We start from the raw sequence: 24,384 nt of genomic DNA on the forward strand, positions 1-24,384 counted from the left end.
ACGGTATGCGGTTTCGCACCCGTAACGCTCTTGCGTAAGCTTGATCCGCCCGCGTCCATCCCGCAAAGCCCGGGCATGACCGCAAGCTATCCCGCGCTTCGCCTTCGTCGCACCCGCGCCTCCGCCTGGAGCCGGCGCCTCCATGCCGAGACCGTGCTGACTCCCGCCGACCTGATCTGGCCGCTGTTCGTCACCGACGGGGAGGGGTCGAGCAACCGATTGCCAGTCTGCCGGGCGTGTCGCGCTGGTCGGTCGACAGGATCGTTGCGCGAGGCCGCGAGGCGCGCGACCTCGGCATCCCGTGCATCGCGCTGTTCCCGTACACGCAGGTCGAGCGCCGGACAGAAGACGGCCGCGAGGCGCTCAACCCCGACAATCTGATGTGCCAGGCGATCCGTGCGCTGAAGGACGCGGTGCCCGAGGTCGGCGTGCTGACCGACGTCGCGCTCGATCCCTACACGAGTCATGGCCATGACGGGCTGGTCGACGCGGCGGGCTATGTCGTCAACGACACGACCGCTAAGATGCTCGTCGCGCAGGCCTTGAATCAGGCGAAGGCGGGTGCGGACATCATCGCGCCGTCGGACATGATGGACGGCCGGATCGGCATGATCCGCGCTGCGCTGGAGGCGGACTCGCACCACAACGTCCAGATCATGTCCTATGCCGCCAAATATGCGAGTGCGTTCTACGGCCCGTTCCGCGATGCGGTCGGCTCGCGCGGGCTGCTCAAGGGCGACAAGAAAACGTACCAGATGGACAACGCCAACGCCGAGGAAGCGCTGCGCGAGGTCGCGATGGACCTGGCGGAGGGCGCCGACACGGTGATGGTCAAGCCCGGCCTGCCGTATCTCGACATCATCGTCCGCGTCCGTCAGGCGTTCGAAGTGCCGGTGTTCGCGTACCAGGTGTCGGGCGAATACGCGATGATCGAGCACGCTGTCGCGGCGGGCGCGGCGGAGCGCGACGTCATGGTGCTGGAGACGCTGATGTCGTTCAAGCGCGCCGGTTGCTCGGGCGTGCTGACGTATCATGCGGCGCATGCGGCCAAATTGCTCGGGTGATGATCGAGACGGCGCAGCTCACCTTGCGCGGCTGGCGCGATGACGATGCCGCCGCGCATCATGCGATGTGTGCGGATCCGGCGGTGATGGCGTATCTCGGGCCGGCGCCGTCGCAGGCTGACTCCGCTGCGGTGGTAGCGCGCCAGAGCGCGATCCTTGCCGATTATGGCGCGTGCTTCTGGGCGCTCGAACGGCGGGATACCGGGGCGTTCATCGGTTGGTGCGGGATCAAGCCCGGTCCCGTCGGTACGCCGATCGAAGGCGAACCCGAGATCGGTTGGAGCCTCGTGCACGAGCATTGGGGCAGGGTTACGCGCGGGAAGCGGCTGAGGCGGCGCTCGCCTGGGGCTGGCGGGAGCTGAGTTTGCCGACGGTCTGGGCGATTACCGTGCCAGCGAACCAGTCGAGCCGTGCGCTCATGGAACGGCTCGGTATGGCCCGCGTAATCGATGGTGATTTCGATCACCCCAAGCTTGCGAGAAACGACGCTCTGCGCCGCCACATCCTCTACCGGATCGACCGTCCCGCTTATGTCTGAAGCCGTATCGAAGGAAGACCGGCCGCTGATGGCGCGCTGGTGCCGGACGATGTTCGTGGCGACGATCCTGACGGGATCGTTCCTGCTGTTCCTCGTCCAGCCGATGGTCGCGCGGATGGCGCTGCCGCGGCTTGGCGGCGCGCCGGCGGTGTGGAACTCCGCGATGCTCGTGTACCAGGCGCTGCTGCTGGCGGGTTATGCGTACGCGCATTGGCTCGGGCGGGTGCGACCCCGCGCGCAGGCGGCGATTCACCTCGGCGTGCTGATCGTCGCGGCCTTGTGGCTGCCGATCGGGCTGGTCGCGATGGCGCCGTCGGCGGAGGCGCAGCCGGCGCTCTGGGTGCCATGGCTGCTCGGGCTGTCGATCGGGCCGTTGTTCTTGCAGTCTCCGCGCAGGCGCCGCTGATCCAGCGGTGGTTCAGTGCGGCGAGCGGCGGTGGCGATCCCTATGCGCTGTATGCGGCGTCCAATCTGGGCAGTTTCGCAGGGCTAATCGCGTACCCGCTGCTGGTCGAGCCGCTGATGGCGGTGCATGGGCAGAGTTTGCTGCGGAGCGGCGGCTATCTGCTGCTGATCGTGCTGGTGCTCGCCTGTGCCACCCGCCTGCCCAGGACCGCGGCGGTCGACCATGTTGCGGCGACCAGCCCGCCGCCGGGCGCCCGGCGGATCGCGCACTGGATCGCGCTTGCGCTCGTGCCCTCGGGGATGATGCTGGCGACTTCGACCTATATCTCGACCGATATCGTCGCGATGCCGTTGCTGTGGGTGATCCCACTCGGGCTGTATCTGCTGAGCTTCAGCGTGGCGTTCGCGAACGACCGCTGGCTCGCCGACCTGCTGACGCGGATCGCGCCGATCACGATCCTGCTGTTCGGCGGCATCATCATGGGCGGCATGAACGAGCGCCCGTTCTTCAGTGCAGCCATCGCGCTGGTGCTGCTGTTCATGATCTCGGTCGCGCTGCACACCGCGCTGTACCGCAAGCGCCCCGCGCCCGATCGGCTGACCGGGTTTTACCTCGCGATGTCGGCAGGTGGCGCGCTCGGCGGCGTGTTCGCCGCGCTGGTCGCGCCGGTGGTGTTCGACTGGACCTATGAATATCCGCTGCTGATCCTGGCTGCGGGGGCTCTGGTGCCGCAGATGTATCTGCTCGGCCAGTTCCGGAGCATCTGGATGGCGAAGGGGCGGACCCGGTGGATCGCGCTCGCGGCGATCACCGTCGTGGTGGCGGTCGTCGCGGGGTTACGGATCACCGATCCCAGCGCGGTGTTCGACGAGAGCCGGCAGGGCCTCGATTTCCTCGTCATCGCCGCGCTGGGCTTTGCCGTGATCGGCGCGCGCCTGCCGTACATGATCGTGCTGGCCGGCTCGCTGGTCCTGTTCGGCGGCTATCGCGCGCTCGAACTCTCGATCGATCCGGGCGCGCGGGTACGAAGCTATTTCGGCGTCTATACGGTCCGCGACGAGCCCGGACCCAATGGCGGCCTGCGCGAGCTCGATCACGGCACGACCGTGCACGGCATCCAGTTGCGGGGTTCTCCCGGGCGCGAGCGGACGCCGACCACCTATTACGCGGCCGGCTCGGGCGTCGGGCAGGCGATGCAGGCCGCACCCGCGCTGTACGGCCCGCGCGCGCGGATCGGCGTCGTGGGGCTCGGGACGGGCACGTTGTCGTGTTACGCAAGGCCGGGCCAACGCTGGCGCTTCTACGAAATCGACCCGGCAGTGGTGCGGATCGCGCGCGATACCGGCCAGTTCACCTATCTGTCGCGGTGCCTGCCGAACCCGGAGATCCGGATGGGCGACGCCCGCGTAGCGCTTGCGCACGATGCGTCGAACAGCCTCGATCTGCTCGCGCTGGATGCGTTCTCGTCGGATTCGGTGCCGATGCATCTGATGACGCGCGAGGCGTTCGCGACCTATGGCCGGGTGCTGGCGCGCGACGGATTGCTGCTGGTGCATATCTCGAACCGGTTCATCGATCTCGAACCGGTGATCGCCGCGGCGGCGCGGGAGGGCGGATGGTTCGCGGTCAAGATGAAATACCGGCCGTCGAGCCTGCTGGTCGATCGCGCCTCGGCGTCGGACTGGGTAGCGCTGTCGCGTGACCCGCGCGGGATCGCAGCGTTGCAGGCGAAGGATCTGGATTGGACCGCGCTGACGCCGCGCGAGGGCTTGCGGCGTGGACCGACGATTACTCGACGATCCTGCCGTTGCTGAAGGGGTTCTGAGTTTCTCGATCCTCCCCCGCCAGGGGAGGTGGCGCGAAGCGACGGAGGGGAGGGCACGGAACGCTGGTTGCGCTTACCGCCCCCTCCGTCTGGCAAGCGCCAGCCACCTCCCCTGGCGGGGAGGATCGAGAAAATGTGCTTACGCCGCGGGCATGCTGGCCTGGATCCGGCCGATCGTTTCGCTCTGGCGATCGGTCTCCGCCTGCGCCTTCGCCCGGATCGTCGCGAGCGCAGGATAATCCGGCTGCAGCTTCGCCGCGCGGTCGGTCGCGAGCGCCTCGATGTCGGTCACCAGCGACGAACTCTGCGCGCGCCAGTCGTCGAGCCCGGCGAGCGCGGTTTGCGCGGTGATCCACGCATCGCTGCCGACCGCCCCGCCGCGCGCCGACCGTGCCAGCGCCTCCGCCTTCGCCGCATCGCGCGTAAAGCCCGTCGTGATCGCATCGAGCTTGCCCGAGATCGCCGAGATCTCCTTGTCGAGCGCCGGATCGGGTGCCGCCACCGCCGCCTTCGCCTCGGGCTCGGCAAATCCGAGCTTCTCTACCGGCCGCACGCCGAGCGACGGGTAGGTGTTCGGATCCTTGCTGCACGCGCCGGTTGCCAGGACCAGCGCGAACGATGCGAAGCGGAGCGAAAAGGCGTGTTTCATGTCCGCCGCTCTATGCCGGCCGGCGCTCGTGCACAACTTTCTCGCGGCAAACCCTTGCGCCCCCGAAAATGCCTGCTATCAGCGCCCCTCCAGTGCACCCATAGCTCAGCTGGATAGAGCATCAGACTACAGATCTGAGGGTCGGGCGTTCGAGATCGCTCTGGGTGCACCAGGATTTTCCGCTTCATAGCGGGCTTGTCGAACCGGACACGGGACGGCGATGCACCCATAGCTCAGCTGGATAGAGCATCAGACTACGAATCTGAGGGTCGGGCGTTCGAATCGCTCTGGGTGCACCATTCTTCATCATCGGGTCTTCAGCCATGCGGCGATGCGATCGAGTAGTCGTGACGTCGCATCGACGCGTCCGCCGAATTGCAGGAAGGCGTGGATCATGCCGTCGAACCGGTGGTGATCGACCGCGACGCCGGCTTCGCGCAGGCGTTGGCCGTACGCTTCGCCCTCGTCACTTAGCGGGTCGTTCTCGCACGTCACCAGCAGGGTCGGGGGCAGGGCGCTCAAGTCCTCCGCCAGGATCGGCGATGCACGCGGATCGACCCGCGCGTCCGGCGATGCGAGGTATAGGTCGATCTGCCGCTCCAGCGACGCGGCGTCGATAATGTTGCCGTCCTCGCTCTTGCGCGACGGATAGGCTGTGTCGCGGCGCAGGTCGGTGTTCGGGTAGAGCAGGATCTGGCCGCTCAGCGCCGGGCCGCTTTCCGCAGCGGCGCGTGCGGCGAAGCGGTTGCAAGCGTGCCGCCGATGCTGTCGCCCGACACGACGATCCGCGATGCGTCAATATCGAGCGCTGCGGCTTGCGCGACGAGGCCCGTCAAGGCCGTCCAGCTATCGTCGAGCTGCGCGGGAAAGCGGTGTTCGGGTGCGAGGCGATAGGCGGGTGCGGCGACCAGCCAGCCGGTGCGGTTTGCCAGTGCTCGCAGCGCCGGGTCGTGACCGTCGATCGACCCCGCAATCGCCCCGCCGCCGTGGATGTGGAGCAGCAGCGGCAAGGGCCCCGGCTTCGGCCGATACAGGCGCACGACCAGCGGCCCCGTTTCGGACGGCAGCAGGAGGTGCGTGATCGCGTGCACCGGTTCGGGTTCGCCCGAAAACGTCTTGAGCAAGGCCGTCTGATAGCGGAAATCCGCCAACCACTGCGCATCGTCCGCCATGGGGTCGGCGTCCGGCGCCAGTGTTGCGATCGTCTCGAGTATCGTCCGGGCCTGAGGATCCACCTGCATCTCCTTTGGGCGTGGGACGTTCGACGGTTGCGACGGGTTCCCGCACGCGCGCCCTGCGACTTTGGGCATGGCTGCGCGTTCGGCCCACAACAGATGCGAAGGAGATCGTGATGAAGCGGACGGGCAAGGGCTTGATTGGTGGTGCGGTGCTGGCGGCGATGTCGGGGATCGGGTTGTCGCTCTATTCGAGCCGGGTCGCGCGCAAGGCGGAGGAACTGGTGCCCGCGGAAGGGCGCTTCCTCGATGTCGCGGGCGCACGGCTGCACTATCTCGATGTCGGATCCGGTCCGACGATCGTCATGGTCCACGGTCTTGGCGGGCAGTTGCGCAATTTCAGCTATGCGCTCGTCGACCAGTTGAAGGACGAATATCGCGTGATCGTCGTCGATCGGCCGGGGTCGGGCTATTCGGTCGCTACCGGCGCCACGACGCCGGGGATCATCGCGCAGGGGGCGATCATCGCCGACTTCATCCAGAAGCTCGGGCTCGATCGGCCGCTGTTCGTCGGCCATTCGCTGGGTGGCGCGATCGGGCTGGCAGTGGGCCTCGACCATCCGCATCTGGTCCGCGCACTCGCGCTGATCGCGCCGCTGACGCAGCCGCTGGAACAGGTGCCGGAGAGTTTCCGTGGGTTGGCGCGGATCCCGTCGGGTGCGCGGCTGGCGTTCGCGCAAGTGCTGGGCACGCCGCTGAGCCGCCTGACCGCGAAGAAGACGCTCGAGGGTGTGTTTGCGCCTGAGGCGGTGCCGGAGGATTTCGTGACGCGGGGCGGTGGCGCGCTGTCGGCGCGGCCGATCGCGATTGCGGCGGCGGCGGCGGATCTTGCCGGGGCGAACGACGACGTGAAGGCGATGGTCGGGCGGTATGCGGAGATCGGCGTGCCGACGCGGATCTTGTTCGGGCGGCAGGATGCGATCCTCGATCCGGCGTGGAATGGTCACCGGACCGCGGCGGTGGTTCCGGGGGCCAAGATCGACACGATCGAGGGGGGCACATGATCCCGATCACCGCGCCTGAGGCGTGTGCGCGGTTCGTGCGAGCTGCGTTTGCGGCTGGGTGAGGTTCGGAATCGAGTTAACCTGACCACTAGGCCCCACCTCGGCGAAGGCCGGGGCCCAGTTGGAAAGGTGGATGTAATGGAGCGCTCCGCTCCGTAAGCTGACATCCCCACCTGGGCCCCGGCCTTCGCCGGGGTGGAAGTGTAGTCGGCGCCGAGAGGTCGGAAATCTACGACATCTCCCGCTGCCTTGATTCTCCCGCGAAGGCGGGAGTCCAGTCTGGGCTCCCGCCTTCGCGGGAGAACAGGCTTTGGGTCAGCTTTACCCCGCGACGGGGAGCTTGACCTTGCCCGCGTCATCGCGCTCCAGCGGCCCGTAGGACAGCACCGTCTCCAGCAGCAACGGCCCGCCATAGACGTGTGGGAACATCTGCCCCCCGCGCGACTCTTCCCACTTCACATCGTCGCCAATCGCTTCGAGATCGATCGCCGCCACGTGCAGGTCCGATTGCCCGGCGAAGTGCTTATCGACCGTTTCCGTCAGCTGCTCCGCGGTCGAGAGGTGGATATAGCCATCGGCCACATCCACCGGCGCCCCCGCAAAGCTCCCGCTCTCCAAGGTCGCCAGCTGCTCCCCCGTCAGCACCTTGTACGCGATCGGATCGCGGCTCATTCGCCGTCCTCCGGGCCCGCGGCCGTGTCTTCGCCGATCGTCGCGCCGGTATCCGGAGCGACCTCCGGCACGGCGTCGGCCAGGTTGATCTCGGCGTCTTCCTCGGTTTCCTCGATCCGTGCGGCCGAGACGACATGCTCGCCCTTCGCCACGTCGAACAGCTTCACGCCGGCCGAATTGCGGCTGATGACGCGGAGCGACGCCAGCGTCGTGCGGATCAGTTTCGCCTGGTTGGTGACCAGCATCAACTGATGGCCCTTCGCCGCGGCGAAGCTCGCCACGACGGGGCCGTTGCGCGCGATGTTATCGATGTTGGTGATGCCCTGGCCACCGCGACCCGTGCGGCGATAGTCATAGGCGCTCGACAGCTTGCCATAGCCGTTCTCGCAGACCGTCAGGATGAACTGCTCGCGGTCCTTGAGATCGTTGTAGCGCTCGTCGCCCATCCCGTGATCGCCCTCGCGCTCGCCCTTCCAGGGGGCGAACTTGAGGTACGTCTCGCGCTCCTCGGGCGTGGCGCCGACACGGTGGAGAACCGACAGCGAGATCACCTCGTCGTCGTTCTTCAGCGTGATGCCGCGCACGCCGGTCGACGTCCGGCTCTGGAACTCGCGCACGTCGTCGCCGGCAAAGCGGATCGCCTTGCCGCACTTGGTCGCGAGCAGCACGTCGTCATGCTCGCTGAGCAGCGCGACGCCGATCAGCTTGTCCTCGGAGCCCTCCTCGAAGCGCATCGCGATCTTGCCGTTCGACGGCACGTTGGTGAACGCATCCATCGCGTTGCGGCGCACGAGCCCGCGCTGCGTCGCGAACATCACGTGCAGGCGGCTCCACTCGCTCAGGTCCTCCGGCAGCGGGAGCACGGTCGAGATCGTCTCGCCCGGCGCCAGCGGCAGCAGGTTGATCATCGGCCGGCCGCGTGTCGCAGGCCCGCCCTCGGGCAGGCGCCAGACCTTGTAGCGATAGACCTTGCCGAGGTTCGAGAAGAACAGCACCGGGGTGTGCGTCGAGGTGACGAACAGCTCGGTGACGACGTCCTCGTCCTTCGTCGACATGCCCGCGCGACCCTTGCCGCCGCGGGCCTGCGCGCGGAACGTGTCGAGGCTGGTGCGCTTGATATAGCCCTGCATGGTCACGGTGACGACCATGTCCTCGCGCTCGATCAGGTCCTCGTCGTCGATGCCGTTGGCGGCCGCGGCGATCTCGGAACGGCGCGGGGTGGCGAATTCGTCGCGGATCGCGATCAGCTCGCCGCGCATCACTTCGTACAGCTTCGCACGGTCGCCGAGGATGTGGAGCAGCTCGCCGATCGTCGCCGCCAGCGCCTTCAGCTCGTCGCCGATCTCGTCGCGGCCGAGCAATGTCGGGCGGTGCAGGCGGAGATCGAGGATCGCGCGGACCTGCGGCTCGGACAGCTTGTAGATGCCCTCCTGCTGCTTGTCCTCGACCGCCTCGACCAGCGCGATGTACGGTGCGATCTCCTCGACCGGCCATTCGCGTGCGAGCAGCTTGCCGCGCGCTTCGGCCGGGCTCGACGAGCCGCGGATGATCTTGACGACCTCGTCGAGGTTGGTGACCGCGATGACGAGGCCGAGCAACAGATGCGCGCGCTCACGCGCCTTGGCGAGTTCGAACTTCGAGCGGCGGGTGATGACCTGCTCGCGGAAGGTAATGAACGCACCGATGATGTCGCGCAGGTTCAGCAGCTCTGGGCGGCCGCCGCGGATCGCGAGCATGTTGGCGGGGAAGCTCGACTGCGCGGGCGTGTGCCGCCAGAGCTGGTTGAGCACCACGTCGGGGGTCGCATCGCGCTTCAGGTCGATGACGATGCGGACGCCCATGCGGCTCGATTCGTCGCGGATGTCGCTGACGCCTTCGATGCGCTTGTCCTTGGCGGCTTCGGCGATCTTCTCAACCAGGCCGTTCTTGCCGGTCTGGAACGGGATCTCGGTCAGCACGATCGAGCGGCGGTCGCCCTTGCCCTCCTCGACGATGTGGCGCGAGCGGACGATGATCGAGCCGCGGCCGGTCTCGTACGCGGATTTCGCGCCCGCGCGGCCGAGGATGATCGCGCCGGTCGGAAAGTCGGGACCGGGGACGATCTCGAACAGTTCCTCCGTCGTGATCGCGCCGTTTTCCATGTAGGCGAGGCACGCGTCGATGACTTCGCCGAGGTTATGCGGCGGGATGTTGGTCGCCATGCCGACCGCGATGCCGCCCGCGCCGTTGACCAGCAGGTTCGGGAAGCGCGCCGGCAGCACAGAGGGCTCACGCTCCGAGCCGTCATAGTTGGGCGTGAAGTCGACCGTATCCTTGTCGAGATCGCCGAGCAGCGCGTTGGCCACCTTGCCGAGGCGGGCCTCAGTGTAGCGCATCGCCGCGGGCGGATCGGGATCCATCGAGCCGAAGTTACCCTGGCCGTCGATCAGCGGCACGCGCATCGACCAGTCCTGCGTCATGCGGGCCAAGGCGTCGTAGATCGAGCTGTCGCCGTGCGGATGGTATTTACCCATCACGTCACCGACGATGCGCGCGGACTTGCGGTAGGGCTTGCCGGCGACGAAGCCGCTTTCATGCGCGCCGTACAGGATGCGGCGGTGGACGGGCTTCAGGCCGTCGCGGACGTCGGGCAGCGCGCGCGCGACGATGACGCTCATCGCGTAGTCGAGATAGCTCGACTTCATCTCGTCGACGATCGAGATCGTGGCGATGCCGGCGGGCTCGCCGCCGGTGGGTTCGGCGAGTGTGGTCTCGTCGGTCAAATCTGAACGCTTTCGGCTGGTTTCGGTATGATCGGACACCTTAGCCGACGGGCCGCCGCCTTACCACCCCCGCGCACGCGTACGCACGCGGGAGGAGAGGTTTCATCGCGAAGTGCGAGGCTATTTGCAGGCGGTCTTCGTCTTGTTGCCGGCGAGCGAGCAGTCGTAGGTGACGGTCTTGCCGTTCGCGAGCTTGGCGGTGACCATGCGGCCTTTCTTGACCGTGGTGGTGCGCTTGGCGACCTTGGTATTGCCCATCGGCGTGGTCGTTTTGGTGGTGGTCGTGTGCGTCGCCACAGTCTTCGGCCGGACGGTCTTGGTTTGCGTCGCGGCGATCGCAGCGCCGCCGGACAGGAGCGCGCCGCCGGCGAGGATCGCGAGGGGAGGGACTTCGTCATGGGGGGTATCCTCTCTGCTTCGGCCTTGGAGAACGATAAGCGGAGGATGCGCCGGGGGACCTGACCGCGTGATGGCAGGCGGGTGAAATCCGCGTCATGGAGGGGACTTAGCTTCACCCCTCCCTGGAAGGGAGGGGCAGGGGTGGGTCGGCGTCCGCAATGGCGAGCGGTGGTGGTCTGCAACCCGCCGACTCACCCCGACCCCTCCCTTCCAGGGAGGGGGCAGTTAGGGCGTGATCTCTACCCCATCCCACGCAAACAGCTTGCCGCTGTCCGGCGCGCGCAGGCCGTCGATCACGTCGAGCAACTGCACCGCCGCGCGGTCGGCCTTGAACAGGTTGCCCGGCGTCACATTCCCCTGGAACGGCTTCGACAGCCCGGTATCCACGGTCCCCGGATGCAGCCCAACCACGATCCCGCTCGAATTGCGCCGCTTGTCCTCGATCGAAATCGTCTTCACCAACTGGTTCAGCGCAGCTTTCGACGCCCGATACCCGTACCAGCCCCCAGCTTGTTATCGCCGATGCTCCCAACCCGCGCCGAGAGAACCGCAAACACGATCCGTCCCGCCTTCGGCATCGTCGGCAGGAAATGCTTCGCCACCAGCGCCGGCCCGATCGCGTTGACCGCGAAGTTGCGCGCCATCCATACCGGATCGAGCTCGCGCATCGCCTTCTCCGGGACCCTTGTCGCCGTCGTGCAGCAAGCCGGTCGCGAGGATCACCAACGTCGGCGATCCGACGCGCAAAGCCGCCGCCGCAATGCTGGCCTCGTCTTCCAGATCGAGATGCCGATCGCCACTCTCCGATCGCGCGAACCCATAGACATTGTCGAACCCGCCTTCCTCGATCAGCGCCTCCTCCATCGCCTTGCCGATGCCGCCCGAGGCGCCGATGACGACCGCGCTGCTCACTTGCGCACGAACCGGAACTGCGCGTCGCTGCTGCCCGCCGCGTCATAGGCATAGCCGTCGCTGTCGAACCCCTTGATCCCCTCGATATCGTCGACGCGGTGCTCGACCAGCCACCGCGCGACCATGCCGCGGGCCTTCTTGGCGTGGAAGCTGACGAACTTCTGCGCTTCGCCCTCGCGGAAATCGATCGCCACGACGCGGATCGACTTCGGCAATTTCCCGTCCGCCGCTGCCCAATATTCCTGGCTGGCGAGGTTCAGGATCGTCCCCGATCCCTCCGCCTCGACATCGTCCGCGAGCAGCTTTGCGATCCGATCGCCCCACCAGTCGGTCAGCTTCGCCTTCCGCGGCGCCCAGCGCGTGCCCATCTCCAGCCGATAGGGGCGCATCAGGTCAAGCGGCCGCAACAGACCGTACAGCCCCGACAGCATCCGCACATGATCCTGCGCATAATCCACCGCCGCCTCGTCGAGCGTCTTCGCTTCGAGCCCGGTATAGACGTCGCCCGCGAACGCGAACATCGCCGGCCGCTCGGGCAGCGTATCGAAATCGCGATACCGGTCGGCGTTCAGCTTCGCCAGCGCGGGCGAGATGTGCATCAGTTCCGACAGCTTCTTCTGCGTCAGGTGCGCGGCGGCATGCGCGAGCGTCTTCGCCTCGTCGGCGAACCGCGGCGTGGTGGGCTCGAGCTTCGGCAGTGCGCTCTCGTAATCGAGCGTCTTGGCGGGCGATAGGACAGCGATCATGGCCGCGATCTAGCTATGGCGGGGAGCGCGTTCAATTGCCGTTCACGCGCAATCGCACATCTGCGGGATCCAAGCCGCTCGCTTGAACGTATGCATGGCGGACCATATAGCGTCGTCGCGCGCCGCCAACCTGAGGGTGCCGACGCAAAGGGAGAGTTTCCGCATGAAGACCATTTCGAAGCTTGCACTGATTGCGGCGTTCGCCACCGGCACGAGCGGCCTCGCGCTGTCGGCGCCCGCGTTCGCCAAGGACAAGAAGGCCGATGCCGCGCCGGCGATGAAGCTGAGTCCGGAAGTGCAGAAGCCCGGCGTCGCCGCGCAGACCGCGCTAGCCGCCAAGGATTATGCCGGTGCGCAGACCGCGATCGACCAGATCGACGCAGCCGCCAAGACCGATTACGAGAAGTATATCGGCGCCGCGCTGCGCTATCAGCTCGAGAACGAGAAGCTGGTCGCGGCACAGACCGCCAACCCCAACGCGCCGATCAACGAGACGACGCTCGCCGGGCCGCTCGATGCGCTGATCGCCAATGCCGCGACCCCGGCCGCCGATCGTGGCCGCTACGCGTATCGCCGCGGTGCGCTCGCCTTCAACGGCAAGCAGTATCCGATCGCGCTTCAGTATTTCGCGAAGGCCAAGGAGTTCGGCTACAACGATCCGAACCTGTCGCTGCAGATCATCAAGGCGAAGATGGACAGCGGCGACGTCGCCGGTGCGACCGCCGATCTCGACGCCAGCATCGCGCAGATGACCGCGGCGGGCCAGAAGGCTCCCGAGGAATATTACCGCTATGCGGTCGCCAAGTCGTATGCCGCCAAGCGCAACGCCGACACGATGGCGTGGCTGAAGAAGTGGATCACCGCCTATCCGACCGCGAAGAACTGGCGCGACGTGCTGATCCTGTCGGGTATCCAGCAGAACGCGCTGATCCCGCTCGACGAAGCGCAGAAGGTCGACATCTTCCGCCTGATGCGGGCGACCAACTCGCTCGCCGACCAGACCGACTATCTGCAATATGCCGATAGCGTGAACCGTCGCGGTCTGCCGAGCGAGGCGCAGGCCGTGCTCAAGGAAGGCATGGCGCAGGGCAAGATCCCGGCGTCGAACACGATGGCCAAGGGCTGCTCGCCGACGCGACCAAGAACATCGCCGCCGACGGTCCGCTCGCGGGCCTCGAAAAGCGCGCGACGACTGCGGCCAACGGCAAGCTCGCCGCCGGTACGGCCGATGCGTATCTCGGCCAGAACAACTACGCCAAGGCGGTCGAACTGTACCGCGTGGCGTTGCAGAAGGGCGGCGTCGACGCCGACGACGTCAACCTGCACATGGGCATCGCGCTCGCCCGCTCGGGCGACAAGGCGGGTGCCGCGACCGCATTCGCCGCGGTCAAGGGTTCGCCCAAGGCGGATGTCGCCGGCCTGTGGAACACCTGGCTCGGCGCACCAGCCGCGTAAGCGATCTGGTCTCTGTCGAGAGGAAACGGGGCGGCAGCAATGCCGCCCCGTTTTCGTTTTGGGGTGTCGCTAGCCGAGCATGCTGTGTCGTCTCCCCTGAAAAGACGGCCATCAGTCTCCCCTCCCTGAAAGGGAGGGGCAGGGGTGGGTTGGCTGGCTCGTGTCCACGAGGTCTGACCCCCGCGGAAACCGACCCACTCCCAACCCCTCCCTTCCAGGGAGGGGCGAAAAGCACGTCCGACCGCCTCGATCCTCCCCCGCCAGGGGAGGTGGCGCCGAAGGCGACGGAGGGGGAGGACGCGCAGCAGCGGTTTCCTTGCCGCCCCCTCCGTCTGGGAAGCGCCAGCCACCTCCCCTTCCAGGGAGGGGCGAAAGTGCACAAGCCCTAGTCCACCACCACCGGGATTCCCGACAGCGCCTTGGCCGTGCGGATCGTCAGCGACGTCTTCACGCTCGCCACGTTGGGTGCTGGCGTCAGGTGTGTCGTCAGAATTTCCTGGAAACTCTTCAGATCCGCCGCGACGATCTTCAGGATGAAGTCGATCTCGCCGTTGAGCATGTGACATTCCCGGATTTCCGGAATATCCGCGATATGATGCTCGAACGCGGCGAGGTCGTGCTCCGCCTGGCTGCGCAGCGACACCATCGCGAACACCGTGATCGGGAAGCCCAGGCGACCCGCATCGAGATCGGCATGATAGCCGCGAATAGCCCCCGCCTCCTCGAGCGCGCGGACGCGGCGCAGGCAAGGCGGTGCGGTAAGGCCCACCTGGTCGGCCAGGTCGACATTGGTCATCCGACCGTCGGCCTGCAACAGCGACAGGATCTGCCGATCGATCCGGTCAAAACTCATTTCACGCAACTCCTGATAGGCATCGCAAACCAAGCGATTCATTCCTCATAGCGATAAGATTGTTGCGGCGAAACGCAATTGTCCCACTATGCGACGAACCTTCCGTCCTGCCGAAATGGCCTGTTCCGTCGCCAGGGGGCGGCGTTAAGGAATCGGTACGGAGAGCGTGGTAGGCCCATGACAACCGGGGAGCGATGTGCGGTTCGACGATAGCCTGAAGACGATCCTCGCTGCCGACATGGCCACCGGTTTCGGCGCGCAATCCGCGTGGCGCCAACTGGTGGACCTGATGGGCCGCGGTCGGGCGGCGGTCGACGAACCGGCCATAGCGCGACTGCGCCTGTTGCGTCAGGCGGTGCCGGTCGAGGTTCGCGCCGCCAGCGCGCGCGCTCGCCTTCGCCCGGCCCGATGCGAACCTGGTCGGGTTCTTCGCCGAGGATGCGCTGGCGATCGCCGCGCCGGTGTTGCGGACCGCGACGCTGGAGCCCGACGAATGGCTGGCGATCCTTCCGCGCCTGACGCCCGCCAGCCGTTCGGTGCTGCGCCATCGCCGCGACCTGCCGGCGGAGGTCCAGCGTGGCTTGCAGAGCTTCGGTCCGGTCGACTTCGTGCTGCCGCAACCCGATGCGCCGGTCGAGGCGGAGCCGACCCTTGCGGAGCCGATCGCTGCCGCGCCGATCGCTGGCGAGCCGGTGCTGGCCGAAGAGCCGCCTGTCGTTGAAGAACCCGTTGCCGAGGTGTTCGCCCCACCCCGATCGACACGCCGCCTGCTGCCGCGCCCGAACCGTCGCTCTATTCCGCGCCCCTCAGCGAAACCCCGTTCATGGCGCTGGGCGCGGTCGCCCGAGGGCTGCCGTTCGTCGCCGAGGCGTTTCGTCACGCCAAGCTCGCCGAGACCGAACCTCCCGTCGTCGAACCGACCGGACCTGCGCCGGCGGACCGGTTCGAGATCTCCGACCTTGTCGCGCGGATCGAGGCGTTCAACCGCGACCGTATCGTCGACGCCGCCACCCCGACACCGGCGGCGGCCGAAATTGAGAGCTTCCGCTTCGAAACCGACGCGCAAGGCATCATCCGCATGGTCGACGGCGTCGCGCGCTCGGCGCTGGTCGGCGTGTCGCTCGCCTATGCCGCGCAGCAGGGCGAGGCGCATCTCGACGGTGTCGCGGCCGGCGCATTCCGCCGCCGCTCGCGGTTCAGCGACGCGCGGCTCGAAGTCGGCGGACTGTCGGACGCGTTCGGATCGTGGCGGCTGTCGGGCGTGCCCGCGTTCGAACACGCGTCGGGCCGCTTCATCGGTTTCCGCGGCACCGCGCGCCGCCCGCGTCGCGACGAGACCGCCCACGCGGGGCGCGTGCCGGTGCGCCCATCGTCGCCCGTCGCGGATCTGCTCCGGCAGCTCGTCCACGAACTGCGCACGCCGACCAATGCGATCGCCGGGTTCGCCGAACTGATCGAGACGCAGTTGCTCGGCCCCGTCTCGCCGACCTATCGCGACCGTGCGACGGCGATCCGCACGCAGGCGGGCGACCTGCTCGCCGCGATCGACGATCTCGACACCGCAGCGCGGATCGAAGGCCATGCGCTCGATCTGAGGCCGACGACGGTGCCGGTCCGTGCTTTGCTCGACCGCGTCACGAAGGATCTGCAACCGCTCGCGACGTTGCGCGGGGCGAGCCTGTCCGTGGCGATGCCGGCGGGCGACTGCGATATCCTCGGCGACGATCGCGCGGTCGAACGGCTGGTCGGCCGCCTGCTCGCCGCGCTGGTTTCGGCCGGGCGGCAGGGCGAACAGCTTGGGATCGTCGTGCGGCCGGTGGCCGACACGGTCACGATCGAGTTCGACCGCCCCGCCGCACTCGTCGCGCATGCGACCGACGTGCTGCTCAGCATCGACGCCGAACAGGAGAGCGACGGCGCGCCGCTGCTCGGCACCGGCTTCGCGCTGCGCCTCGCGCAGAATCTCGCGGTCGAACTCGGCGGCGTCCTGACGATCGGCGCGGAACGCCTCACGCTGCAACTCCCGGCCGCCGATGTCGTGGAAGCGGAGCGTACCGCCGACGACCAGCGGTGACCTACCGCCCGCCGCGGCCGACCGACGCGCAGCGGGTGGTCTGGCCCGAAGATTTCGGCACCCGCTTCACCGTATTCGTGGATGTCGAGGAAGAGTTCGACTGGCGCGCTCCCCATGATTCCCGCAACCGCGCGACGACCGCGATGGCCGCATTCCCCGACGCGCATCGCCGGTTCGCCGAGCGTGGCGTCGCGCTCACCTGCATGATCGACCACCCGATCGCCACCGATCCGGCTTCGGTCGCGATCCTGTCGCGCGTCGTCGAGGATGGACGGTCGGAGATCGGCACACAGTTGCATGCCTGGGTCAATCCGCCGTTCGAGGGGGCGGCGACATCGGCGGCGAGCTATGCGGGGAACCTGCCGCGGGCGTTGGAGGCCGCCAAGCTCGAGACGCTCACGTCGGCGATCACGACCGCATTCGGCGCGGCTCCTCGTGCGTATCGCGCCGGCCGTTACGGCATCGGGCCGCATAGTTTCGACCTGCTGGCGGCGCTTGGCTACCGGATCGATAGTTCGGTTCGTCCCGGCTACGATTACAGCGGCGATGGCGGCCCGGACTTCTCGATGGCGGACGCGGGCGCGTATCGCGCGCGCGGCATCGTCGAGCTGCCGCTGACCACCGTATTCACCGGCCGCGCGCGACAGGGCGGTGCCTGGCTGTACCGTGCGCTAGGCCGCGTACCGAAGGGCCGGGGGTATTCGCGCGCGCGCGCCTGTTGTCGCGGATCGCGCTGACCCCCGAGGACATGCCGATCGCTGCCGCGCTCGAGGCGGTGGCGGTCGCGGCGGGCGAAGGGTTGCGGCTGTTCAACCTGTCGTTCCACTCGCCGTCGCTCGCGCCCGGCCATACGCCTTATGTCCGCGATGCTCAGGATTTGAAGCGGTTCCATGCCTGGTGGACGACGATGCTCGACGAGTTCGACCGTCGCGGCATCCGCAATGCCTCGCTTGACGAGATCGTCGCTGCGTTGGGGTGAGGTCCTGCCGAAGCCGGTGAGACAATCGGCGCTGCTGGGATACAGATAGATTGTTTCCCCGCGAAGGCGGGGACCCAGACTGGGCTTCCGCCTTCGCGGGAGAACAATAAGCGGGCGCGAGGCGGATAGCTTGAAGCGATGTCGGCCTGTCGGACCGGTCGACGAACTCGACAGCCGTAGTGTCCGCGCCAGCAGCGCCTCGACTCCGACTATCTCCCCTCCCTGGAAGGGAGGGCAGGAGTGGGTCGGTTTCCGCATGTTGGACCGCTTGAGGCTCAAGCTGGCCGACCCACCCACAACCCCTCCCTTCCAGGGAGGGGAGATCGTTGCGCTTCGGGCTGCTACCCGGACGGTATATTTCCTTCAGGATTACACCCAAAACCAGAAAGGGCGGCCCGTTGCCGGACCGCCCTTCTGATACGCAGATACTAAAAGCGAGATTAGCGCTTCGAGAACTGGAAGCTACGACGGGCCTTCGCCTTGCCGTACTTCTTACGCTCGACGACGCGGCTGTCGCGGGTCAGGAAGCCTGCTGCCTTCACCGATGCACGCAGCACCGGCTCGAAGCGGGTCAGGGCCTGGCTGATGCCGTGCTTGACCGCGCCGGCCTGGCCCGAAAGGCCACCGCCCTTGACGGTGCAGACGACGTCGTACTGACCTTCGCGCTCGGTGATCCCGAACACCTGGTTGATGACGAGACGCAGCGTCGGACGTGCGAAATACACTTCCTGGTCACGACCGTTGATCGTGATCTTGCCGGTGCCGGGCTTGACCCAGACGCGGGCGACGGCGTCCTTACGACGGCCGGTCGCATAGGCGCGGCCCTGCTTGTCGAGGATCTGCTCGCGCAGCGGCATCGGCTCGCGGACGGGCTCGTTCGAGACCGGCGCGGCGAGATCGCCTTCGCTGGTCGGCAGAGCCTGCTCGGCGGGGGCAGCCGGCGCGGGCTGGTTGGTCAGGCTCGCGAGATCGGCGAGCGACTGGCGGTTGTCGGACATTATGCGCCCACCTTGTTCTTGCGGTTCATGCTGCCGATGTCGAGCACGGCAGGGTTCTGTGCCTCGTGCGGATGCTCGGTGCCCTTGAAGATACGCAGGTTGCGCATCTGCTCACGACCCAGCGGGCCGCGCGGGATCATGCGCTCAACAGCCTTTTCGAGAACGCGCTCCGGGAAGCGGCCGTCGAGGACCTTGGCGGCCGTGATGCCCTTGATGCCGCCGGCGTAACCGGTGTGCTTGTAATAGATCTTCTTCGCGGCCTTGTTGCCGGTGAAGCAGATCTTGTCGGCGTTGATCACGACGACGTTGTCACCGCAATCGACGTGCGGGGTGAACGACACCTTGTGCTTGCCGCGCAGGACGTTGGCGATGATCGATGCGGCACGACCGACGACGAGACCTTCCGCGTCGACGATATGCCACTGCTTCTCCACCTCAGCCGGCTTCGCCGACTTGGTGGTCTTCATGAGCGCCTTCATGGGCGTTAGACCTTCCAGATTGAATGCAAGCACACCAAGGGGAGGCCCCGCAGCGCGAATGCCGGCCTAATGCTGAAAGAGGGGCTTCAAGTCAAGCTTTCCGCCGAGTTTCCTGACGGGTATTATTATACCCGTTGCTTCTGGCGGAGTCCCGTGCGGGGTGACGTGCCGACCGCGTGGGCGGCAAACATCGTGGCGATCAGGAGAAGCGCGGCGTTCCCCTGGTGCGCGACCGCGACGTCGATCTGCACGCCGGTCATCAGCGTCGCGATCCCGAGCATGATCTGCAGCGTGACGAGTCCGACGACGTAGAACCCCGCGCTGCTGCCGGTCTTGGTCGCCTTCACGGCCAGCCAGATCAGCCCCGCAGCGGCGGCGAATGCGAACCAGCGGTGGATGAACTGCACGACGATCGGGTTGTCGACCGCGTTGCTCCAGGCGGGGTTCACCATCGGCACGTCAGCCAGGAACAGCCCGTCGCCCATCAGCGGCCAGCTGGCGAACGCATAGCCCGCGTCGAGCCCTGCGGTGAACGCGCCATAGACGAGCTGCACGAACAACAGCGCCAGCGCGAGGATCGCCACGGGCGCGAGGCGGGCAGGGGCGGTGAGAGGATTGCGATGCAGCGCCATCAGATCGAGCGCGGTCCACACGATCCCCGCGAGGATCGTCAGCGCGGTGAGCAGATGCACCGCGAGCCGGATATGGCTGACGTCGGTCCGCACCGACAGGCCCGAGGCGACCATCCACCAGCCGATCGCACCCTGGAACGCGCCGAGCGCGAGCAACGCCGACAAACGCCAGCCGTATCCGACCGGAATCCGCTTGCGTACCGCGAACCAGATCAACGGCGCCGCGAAGGCGAGGCCGATCAGTCGGCCCCAGAGCCGGTGCAGATATTCCCAGAAGAAGATCGCCTTGAACCCGCCGAGCGTCATGTCCGCGTTGAACGCCGCATATTCGGGGATGCGCTTATAGGCGTCGAACTCGGCCTGCCACTGCGCGTCGTTGAGCGGCGGAATGATCCCGCTGATCGGCTTCCACTGCGTGATCGACAGCCCCGACTCGGTCAGCCGCGTGATCCCGCCGATGACGACCATCGCGACGATCAGCGCTGCCACCGTATAGAGCCACAGGGCGACCGCACGAGGACGGGCTTTGGTGAGAAAAGCGGCGCTGGGTTGAAGCATGGGAGGCAGATAGTGGTTTGCGAGGCGCGGCGCCATTCCTTCATGATGTGCCGTTGCTTCATGTTGCCGGACCGGCGGAGGTGGGGGCGTCAAGCCCTCTCCGTCATCCTGACGAAAGTCAGGACCCAGGGTACCAAGCGCTGCGGGTTACGGCTCTGGGTCCTGACGTTCGTCAGGATGACGGAGGAGTCGTCGTCGGGTTGATTGAGCATGATTGCCACGCGATCCCTGACGCCGATCCGGCCCAACGGAGCTGAAGATTCCGTCAGAAAAATGCGATGTAATGTTGTATCCTTTCGTTGAGGCGTCTATATCGAACGAACGATGACGCCCTCGGCCACGCATACCCACCGTTTCGCCGGTCTCGATCGCTATGCGATCGGGCTGTCGGGTCTGTGCATGGTGCATTGCCTGGCGACTTCGGTGCTGGTCGCGTTGATGTCGACCGCGAGCGGGTTCCTGCTCGATCCGATCTTTCACGAGGTCGGCCTGACGATCGCGATCGCCCTCGGCGCGCTGGCGCTCGGCCGCGGCGTGCTCAATCACGGCTATATGATGCCCGCCGCAATGGGCGCGCTTGGGCTCGGCATCATGGCGGGCGCGATGACGCTGCCGCACGACAGCGGCGGCGGCGAGACGTTGTGGACGATCGTCGGCGTCGGCCTGCTTGCCTTCGGTCACGATCTCAACCGCCGCGCAGACAGTTGAGCGGGTTGCTGGAACCCCTCCGGCATCCTACTTCGTCCAGCATGGCGCACGCTCACAACCACACCGAACCGCAAGGCGCCGATCTCACCATCGCAGCGCAGACGACGCTCGAAAAGGCCGGCGAGCAATGGACATCCATGCGCGCGAGCGTGTTCGCCGCGCTCGCAAGTTTCGAGAAACCGGCCTCCGCCTACGATATCGCCGAAGCCGTTTCGAAATCCGAAGGCCGCCGGGTTGCCGCGAACAGCGTGTACCGCATCCTCGACCTGTTCGTCGGCGCGAACCTCGCCCGGCGGGTCGAGAGCGCCAACGCCTATGTCGCCAACGCGCATCCCGACTGCCTGCACGACTGCATCTTCCTGGTTTGCGACTCGTGCGGCCAAACCACGCATCTCGACAACGATACGATCACTAAAGGTGTTCGTAACGCGGCGGAGGCAGCAGGCTTCTCCCCGGTTCGCCCGGTTATCGAAGTGCGCGGTCGTTGCGCGGAGTGCGAGGCGAAGTAGGGCTTACCCCGGTTTCAGTTCGTCCCTCCCTGAAAGGGAGGGGTAGGGGTGGGTTGGTCAGTTTTCGCCAGCGTCCCTGATACGGAAGCCGACCCACCCCGGCCCCTCCCTTCCAGGGAGGGGGGGCAGAAGGGAAGCCGTCAGGCCAAATCCTTCCCCATCCGGATCATCGGCACCGGTACCTCTCCCGACGTCTCGATTCTGCTCGATCGGCAGATAACCGCAGGCCCGGTACAGCGGCTCCCCCGCCAGCGTCGCCATCATCTCCGCCCGCATAAACCCCGCCTCCCGCGCAGCCGCCTCGCAAACCGACAGCACCAAGCGTCCGACACCCCGCCGCACGAAATCGGGATCGGTATACATCGCCCGGATACGCGCCGCATCGCGCGCCGGGTCCAGCAGCGCCGAATCGCGCAACGCGGTGCTATGATCGCCACCGTACAAGGTCGCCCGCCGGCTCCACCCGCCACATCCGGCCAGCCGCCCGTCCGCCTCCACGAGCACATACGTCCCGTCCGCGATCAGCTGCGTATCCAGCCCCATCACCGCGCGGCTCGCCTCGATCTGCGCCGGCGTGAGGAAATCCTCCTGCAGCGCGCCGATCGCCCGCGTCATCAGCGCCGCGATCGCCGGGATATCCGCCTCGACGGCAACACGGTGCGTAAAGTTCATAATTGTGCACTTCCCGAGCAATTTCAGCGCGAATGCTAGCTTAGGACACGGTAACAATCGACACGATACCCGCGCTGCATTAAGCCTGCATGATGGCCGACCTTCCCTCGACACCGCTGCTCGATACCGTTTCGACGCCCGACGACCTCCGCAAGCTGAAACCCGATCAGCTCCGACAACTCGCCGACGAGCTGCGTACCGAGACGATCTCCGCGGTCGGCACCACCGGCGGCCATCTCGGATCGGGTCTCGGCGTGGTCGAGCTGACCACCGCGATCCACTACGTCTTCGACACACCGCGCGACCGCCTCGTGTGGGACGTCGGCCACCAATGCTATCCGCACAAGATCCTCACCGGCCGCCGCGACCGCATCCGCACGCTCCGTCAGGGCGGTGGGCTCAGCGGCTTCACCAAGCGCAGCGAGAGCGAATACGACCCGTTCGGCGCGGCGCATTCCTCGACGTCGATCTCCGCAGCGCTGGGCTTCGCGGTCGCCAACAAGATCGCAGGCACGCCGGGCAAGGGCATCGCCGTGATCGGCGACGGCGCGATGTCCGCGGGCATGGCGTACGAGGCGATGAACAACGCCGAGCAGGCCGGCAACCGCCTGGTCGTGATCCTCAACGACAACGACATGTCGATCGCGCCGCCCGTCGGTGGGTTGTCGGCGTATTTGTCGCGGATCGTGTCGAGCCGCGAATTCCTCGGCATCCGCGAACTCGCCAAGAAGCTCGCGCGTCGCCTGCCGCGCCCGTTCCACAACGCCGCGCGGAAGACCGACGGAGTTCGCCCGCGGTATGACGATGGGCGGCACGCTGTTCGAGGAACTCGGCTTCTATTATGTCGGCCCGATCGACGGCCATAATCTCGAACACCTGATCCCCGTGCTCGAGAATGTCCGGGACGCCGAAGAGGGCCCGATTCCCGTCCACGTCGTCACCAAGAAGGGCAAGGGCTATGCGCCCGCCGAGGCCGCGGCGGACAAATATCACGGCGTGCAAAAGTTCGACGTGATCTCCGGCGTGCAGACCAAGGCACCGCCGGGGCCGCCGCAATACCAGAACGTGTTCGGCGCGCAGCTCGTCGCCGAGGCCGCTAAGGACCCAAGGATCTGCGCGATCACCGCGGCGATGCCTTCGGGCACCGGGCTCGACGCGTTTGCCAAGGCCTATCCCGACCGGTTCTTCGACGTCGGTATCGCCGAGCAGCACGGCGTCACCTTCGCCGCTGGCCTCGCCGCACAGGGGATGCGCCCGTTCTGCGCGATCTACTCGACGTTCCTCCAGCGCGCCTATGATCAGGTCGTGCATGACGTGGCGATCCAGAACCTGCCGGTCCGCTTCGCGATCGATCGCGCGGGTCTGGTCGGCGCGGACGGTGCGACGCATGCCGGGTCGTTCGACGTCACCTATCTGGCGACGCTGCCGAACTTCGTCGTGATGGCGGCGGCGGACGAAGCCGAGCTGGTCCACATGACGCATACCGCGGCGCAGTACGACACCGGCCCGATCGCGGTCCGCTATCCGCGCGGCAACGGCACCGGCGTCGCGCTGCCCGAGATCCCGCAACTGCTGGAGATCGGCAAGGGGCGCGTCGTGCGCGAGGGCAAGACCGTCGCGATCCTGTCGCTCGGCACGCGTCTCGAGGAGGCGCTCAAGGCCGCTGAAACCCTCGAAGCCAAGGGGCTGTCGACCACGGTCGCCGATCTGCGCTTCGCCAAGCCGCTCGACGTCGACCTGATCCGCAAGCTCCTGACGACGCACGAGGTCGCGGTGACGATCGAGGAAAACTCGGTCGGTGGCTTCGGCGCGCACGTGCTGACGATGGCGTCGGACGAGGGGCTGATCGACGGCGGGCTCAAGCTGCGCACGCTGCGCCTGCCGGACGTGTACCAGGACCAGGACAAGCCCGAGATCCAGTACGCTGAAGCGGGCCTCGATGCGACTGCGCTGGTCGACACGGTGCTCAAGGCGCTTCGCCACAATTCGGGCGGGGTCGCCGAAGCGCGGGCATGACCGGGCCGACCAAAGCCATCGTGATCATCGTTCTGGCGGTGATCGTGATGGTGTCGCTGAACATCGCGATGTGGCGGCGCATGCGGGGTGGCCTGGCCGCGGCGAAGGCCGAGCAGGTGGCTAATCCCGATCTGTTCGATAAGGACGGTTCTCGGATTCAGTGAATCGCTCCCCGCACGCCACCCCGGCGGAGGCCGGGGCCCAGTTGGTGAGGTCGCAGTAACGAGGGACCGCGCTCC

The 24,384-nt window shown here is 66.9% G+C and carries 19 protein-coding genes, 2 tRNA genes and 6 pseudogenes; 14 read left to right on the forward strand and 13 right to left on the reverse strand.

Features of this window, described 5'->3' with window-relative positions; all coding sequences use genetic code 11:
* Window positions 1-75: 75 nt before the first annotated feature.
* The 3 pseudogenes from hemB (at window position 76) to AC0IX7_RS02900 (ending at window position 3,833) form a co-directional block, all read left to right on the forward strand.
* Window positions 76-1,064 (forward strand): annotated as a pseudogene (hemB, locus tag AC0IX7_RS02890) (porphobilinogen synthase).
* 65 nt (window positions 1,065-1,129) lie between these two features.
* A pseudogene (locus AC0IX7_RS02895) lies at window positions 1,130-1,602 on the forward strand (GNAT family N-acetyltransferase).
* Window positions 1,595-3,833: pseudogene (locus AC0IX7_RS02900) on the forward strand (fused MFS/spermidine synthase). The pseudogenes AC0IX7_RS02895 and AC0IX7_RS02900 overlap by 8 nt, the downstream one beginning before the upstream one ends.
* Window positions 3,834-3,972: 139 nt before the next feature.
* Here AC0IX7_RS02900 and AC0IX7_RS02905 read toward each other — a convergent pair.
* Complete coding sequence (locus AC0IX7_RS02905; RefSeq protein WP_471810440.1) at window positions 3,973-4,482, reverse strand: hypothetical protein; 510 nt, start codon at window positions 4,480-4,482, stop codon at window positions 3,973-3,975.
* 94 nt (window positions 4,483-4,576) lie between these two features.
* Between AC0IX7_RS02905 and AC0IX7_RS02910 the strand changes: the two genes are divergently transcribed.
* Together AC0IX7_RS02910 and AC0IX7_RS02915 are read left to right on the forward strand one after the other, a co-directional pair.
* Window positions 4,577-4,654: transfer RNA gene (locus AC0IX7_RS02910), tRNA-Cys, on the forward strand.
* A 50-nt stretch (window positions 4,655-4,704) separates the two neighbouring features.
* A tRNA-Arg gene (locus AC0IX7_RS02915) sits at window positions 4,705-4,781 on the forward strand.
* A gap of 7 nt (window positions 4,782-4,788) precedes the next feature.
* Here AC0IX7_RS02915 and AC0IX7_RS02920 read toward each other — a convergent pair.
* Window positions 4,789-5,792, reverse strand: a pseudogene (locus AC0IX7_RS02920) (alpha/beta hydrolase).
* Between the two features lie 41 nt (window positions 5,793-5,833).
* Between AC0IX7_RS02920 and AC0IX7_RS02925 the strand changes: the two are divergent.
* On the forward strand, window positions 5,834-6,721 hold the full coding sequence (locus AC0IX7_RS02925; RefSeq protein ID WP_471810442.1) for an alpha/beta fold hydrolase: 888 nt from the start codon (window positions 5,834-5,836) through the stop codon (window positions 6,719-6,721).
* A gap of 321 nt (window positions 6,722-7,042) precedes the next feature.
* On the opposite strand, the gene AC0IX7_RS02930 is transcribed toward AC0IX7_RS02925, so the two are convergent.
* The 5 genes and pseudogenes from AC0IX7_RS02930 to yaaA all read right to left on the reverse strand — a co-directional run bounded on the left by AC0IX7_RS02930 (window position 7,043) and on the right by yaaA (window position 12,212).
* Complete coding sequence (locus AC0IX7_RS02930) at window positions 7,043-7,393, reverse strand: DUF952 domain-containing protein (protein ID WP_471810444.1); 351 nt, start codon at window positions 7,391-7,393, stop codon at window positions 7,043-7,045.
* Window positions 7,390-10,155 carry a DNA gyrase subunit A gene (gyrA, locus tag AC0IX7_RS02935; protein ID WP_471810446.1) on the reverse strand — a complete coding sequence of 922 codons (2,766 nt, stop codon included), beginning with the start codon at window positions 10,153-10,155 and terminating at the stop codon, window positions 7,390-7,392. Before gyrA ends, AC0IX7_RS02930 begins: the two co-directional genes overlap by 4 nt.
* A 120-nt stretch (window positions 10,156-10,275) precedes the next feature.
* A complete protein-coding gene (locus AC0IX7_RS02940) occupies window positions 10,276-10,452 on the reverse strand; it encodes a hypothetical protein (RefSeq protein WP_471810448.1) in 177 nt (58 codons plus the stop codon).
* 327 nt (window positions 10,453-10,779) lie between these two features.
* Window positions 10,780-11,418: pseudogene (locus AC0IX7_RS02945) on the reverse strand (SDR family NAD(P)-dependent oxidoreductase).
* A 44-nt stretch (window positions 11,419-11,462) separates the two neighbouring features.
* Window positions 11,463-12,212 (reverse strand): peroxide stress protein YaaA, encoded by a 750-nt coding sequence (gene yaaA, locus AC0IX7_RS02950; protein WP_471810450.1) that lies wholly within the window; start codon window positions 12,210-12,212, stop codon window positions 11,463-11,465.
* A gap of 163 nt (window positions 12,213-12,375) precedes the next feature.
* Between yaaA and AC0IX7_RS02955 the strand changes: the two genes are divergently transcribed.
* On the forward strand, window positions 12,376-13,740 hold the full coding sequence (locus tag AC0IX7_RS02955; protein ID WP_471810452.1) for a hypothetical protein: 1,365 nt from the start codon (window positions 12,376-12,378) through the stop codon (window positions 13,738-13,740).
* Window positions 13,741-14,052: 312 nt separating this feature from the next.
* Here the strand turns inward: AC0IX7_RS02955 and AC0IX7_RS02960 are convergent, their stop codons facing one another.
* The gene (locus tag AC0IX7_RS02960) at window positions 14,053-14,520 is read right to left on the reverse strand and encodes an Lrp/AsnC family transcriptional regulator (RefSeq protein WP_128453226.1); all 468 of its coding nucleotides are present in this window, start codon (window positions 14,518-14,520) and stop codon (window positions 14,053-14,055) included.
* 1 nt (window position 14,521) lies between these two features.
* Window positions 14,522-15,400, reverse strand: coding sequence for a hypothetical protein (locus tag AC0IX7_RS02965; RefSeq protein ID WP_471810454.1), 879 nt, complete (start codon window positions 15,398-15,400; stop codon window positions 14,522-14,524).
* On the opposite strand from AC0IX7_RS02965, the gene AC0IX7_RS02970 reads away from it, so the two are divergent.
* From AC0IX7_RS02970 to AC0IX7_RS02980, 3 genes are read left to right on the forward strand one after another with little or no spacing between them, the layout of a single operon-like run.
* Window positions 15,344-16,594 carry a sensor histidine kinase gene (locus AC0IX7_RS02970; RefSeq protein WP_471810456.1) on the forward strand — a complete coding sequence of 417 codons (1,251 nt, stop codon included), beginning with the start codon at window positions 15,344-15,346 and terminating at the stop codon, window positions 16,592-16,594. The two genes, AC0IX7_RS02965 and AC0IX7_RS02970, sit on opposite strands and share 57 nt — an antisense overlap.
* Window positions 16,591-17,331, forward strand: coding sequence for a polysaccharide deacetylase family protein (locus AC0IX7_RS02975; protein ID WP_471810458.1), 741 nt, complete (start codon window positions 16,591-16,593; stop codon window positions 17,329-17,331). The genes AC0IX7_RS02970 and AC0IX7_RS02975 overlap by 4 nt, the downstream gene beginning before the upstream one ends.
* Window positions 17,313-17,573, forward strand: a complete 261-nt coding sequence (locus tag AC0IX7_RS02980; protein ID WP_471810460.1) for a hypothetical protein — start codon at window positions 17,313-17,315, stop codon at window positions 17,571-17,573. Before AC0IX7_RS02975 ends, AC0IX7_RS02980 begins: the two co-directional genes overlap by 19 nt.
* 440 nt (window positions 17,574-18,013) lie before the next feature.
* Here AC0IX7_RS02980 and rpsI read toward each other — a convergent pair whose 3' ends face one another.
* The 3 genes from rpsI to AC0IX7_RS02995 form a co-directional block, all read right to left on the reverse strand.
* A complete protein-coding gene (gene rpsI / locus AC0IX7_RS02985; protein WP_082443995.1) occupies window positions 18,014-18,571 on the reverse strand; it encodes a 30S ribosomal protein S9 in 558 nt (185 codons plus the stop codon).
* Window positions 18,571-19,050, reverse strand: coding sequence for a 50S ribosomal protein L13 (gene rplM / locus AC0IX7_RS02990; protein ID WP_471810462.1), 480 nt, complete (start codon window positions 19,048-19,050; stop codon window positions 18,571-18,573). Before rplM ends, rpsI begins: the two co-directional genes overlap by 1 nt.
* Before the next feature lie 125 nt (window positions 19,051-19,175).
* Window positions 19,176-20,240 (reverse strand): COX15/CtaA family protein, encoded by a 1,065-nt coding sequence (locus AC0IX7_RS02995; protein WP_471810464.1) that lies wholly within the window; start codon window positions 20,238-20,240, stop codon window positions 19,176-19,178.
* A gap of 324 nt (window positions 20,241-20,564) precedes the next feature.
* Here AC0IX7_RS02995 and AC0IX7_RS03000 point away from each other — a divergent pair, with 324 nt between their 5' ends.
* Both AC0IX7_RS03000 and AC0IX7_RS03005 read left to right on the forward strand, forming a co-directional pair.
* Window positions 20,565-20,948, forward strand: a complete 384-nt coding sequence (locus AC0IX7_RS03000; protein ID WP_332799739.1) for a MerC domain-containing protein — start codon at window positions 20,565-20,567, stop codon at window positions 20,946-20,948.
* Window positions 20,949-20,989: 41 nt separating this feature from the next.
* A complete protein-coding gene (locus AC0IX7_RS03005) occupies window positions 20,990-21,457 on the forward strand; it encodes a Fur family transcriptional regulator (RefSeq protein WP_187503499.1) in 468 nt (155 codons plus the stop codon).
* A gap of 57 nt (window positions 21,458-21,514) precedes the next feature.
* Here the strand turns inward: AC0IX7_RS03005 and AC0IX7_RS03010 are convergent, their stop codons facing one another.
* The gene (locus tag AC0IX7_RS03010; RefSeq protein WP_471810466.1) at window positions 21,515-22,129 is read right to left on the reverse strand and encodes a GNAT family N-acetyltransferase; all 615 of its coding nucleotides are present in this window, start codon (window positions 22,127-22,129) and stop codon (window positions 21,515-21,517) included.
* 92 nt (window positions 22,130-22,221) lie between these two features.
* Between AC0IX7_RS03010 and dxs the strand changes: the two are divergent.
* Window positions 22,222-24,145, forward strand: a pseudogene (gene dxs / locus AC0IX7_RS03015) (1-deoxy-D-xylulose-5-phosphate synthase).
* Entirely contained in the window at window positions 24,142-24,309 is a 168-nt protein-coding gene (locus AC0IX7_RS03020) for a hypothetical protein (protein WP_471810468.1), read from the forward strand. Before dxs ends, AC0IX7_RS03020 begins: the two are co-directional and overlap by 4 nt.
* The last annotated feature ends 75 nt before the right edge of the window (window positions 24,310-24,384 follow it).

It is taken from the genome of Sphingomonas sp. AC411 (assembly GCF_979253035.1).

Bases quoted from the DNA above. Each gene is read 5' to 3' on its own strand.
- AC0IX7_RS02905 (WP_471810440.1), bottom strand. From the start codon at position 4,482: ATGAAACACGCCTTTTCGCTCCGCTTCGCATCGTTCGCGCTGGTCCTG.
- AC0IX7_RS02925 (WP_471810442.1), top strand. From the start codon at position 5,834: ATGAAGCGGACGGGCAAGGGCTTGATTGGTGGTGCGGTGCTGGCGGCG.
- AC0IX7_RS02930 (WP_471810444.1), bottom strand. From the start codon at position 7,393: ATGAGCCGCGATCCGATCGCGTACAAGGTGCTGACGGGGGAGCAGCTG.
- yaaA (WP_471810450.1), bottom strand. From the start codon at position 12,212: ATGATCGCTGTCCTATCGCCCGCCAAGACGCTCGATTACGAGAGCGCA.
- AC0IX7_RS02955 (WP_471810452.1), top strand. From the start codon at position 12,376: ATGAAGACCATTTCGAAGCTTGCACTGATTGCGGCGTTCGCCACCGGC.
- AC0IX7_RS02960 (WP_128453226.1), bottom strand. From the start codon at position 14,520: ATGAGTTTTGACCGGATCGATCGGCAGATCCTGTCGCTGTTGCAGGCC.
- AC0IX7_RS02970 (WP_471810456.1), top strand. From the start codon at position 15,344: ATGGCGCTGGGCGCGGTCGCCCGAGGGCTGCCGTTCGTCGCCGAGGCG.
- rpsI (WP_082443995.1), bottom strand. From the start codon at position 18,571: ATGTCCGACAACCGCCAGTCGCTCGCCGATCTCGCGAGCCTGACCAAC.
- rplM (WP_471810462.1), bottom strand. From the start codon at position 19,050: ATGAAGGCGCTCATGAAGACCACCAAGTCGGCGAAGCCGGCTGAGGTG.
- AC0IX7_RS02995 (WP_471810464.1), bottom strand. From the start codon at position 20,240: ATGCTTCAACCCAGCGCCGCTTTTCTCACCAAAGCCCGTCCTCGTGCG.
- AC0IX7_RS03000 (WP_332799739.1), top strand. From the start codon at position 20,565: ATGACGCCCTCGGCCACGCATACCCACCGTTTCGCCGGTCTCGATCGC.
- AC0IX7_RS03005 (WP_187503499.1), top strand. From the start codon at position 20,990: ATGGCGCACGCTCACAACCACACCGAACCGCAAGGCGCCGATCTCACC.
- AC0IX7_RS03010 (WP_471810466.1), bottom strand. From the start codon at position 22,129: ATGAACTTTACGCACCGTGTTGCCGTCGAGGCGGATATCCCGGCGATC.
- AC0IX7_RS03020 (WP_471810468.1), top strand. From the start codon at position 24,142: ATGACCGGGCCGACCAAAGCCATCGTGATCATCGTTCTGGCGGTGATC.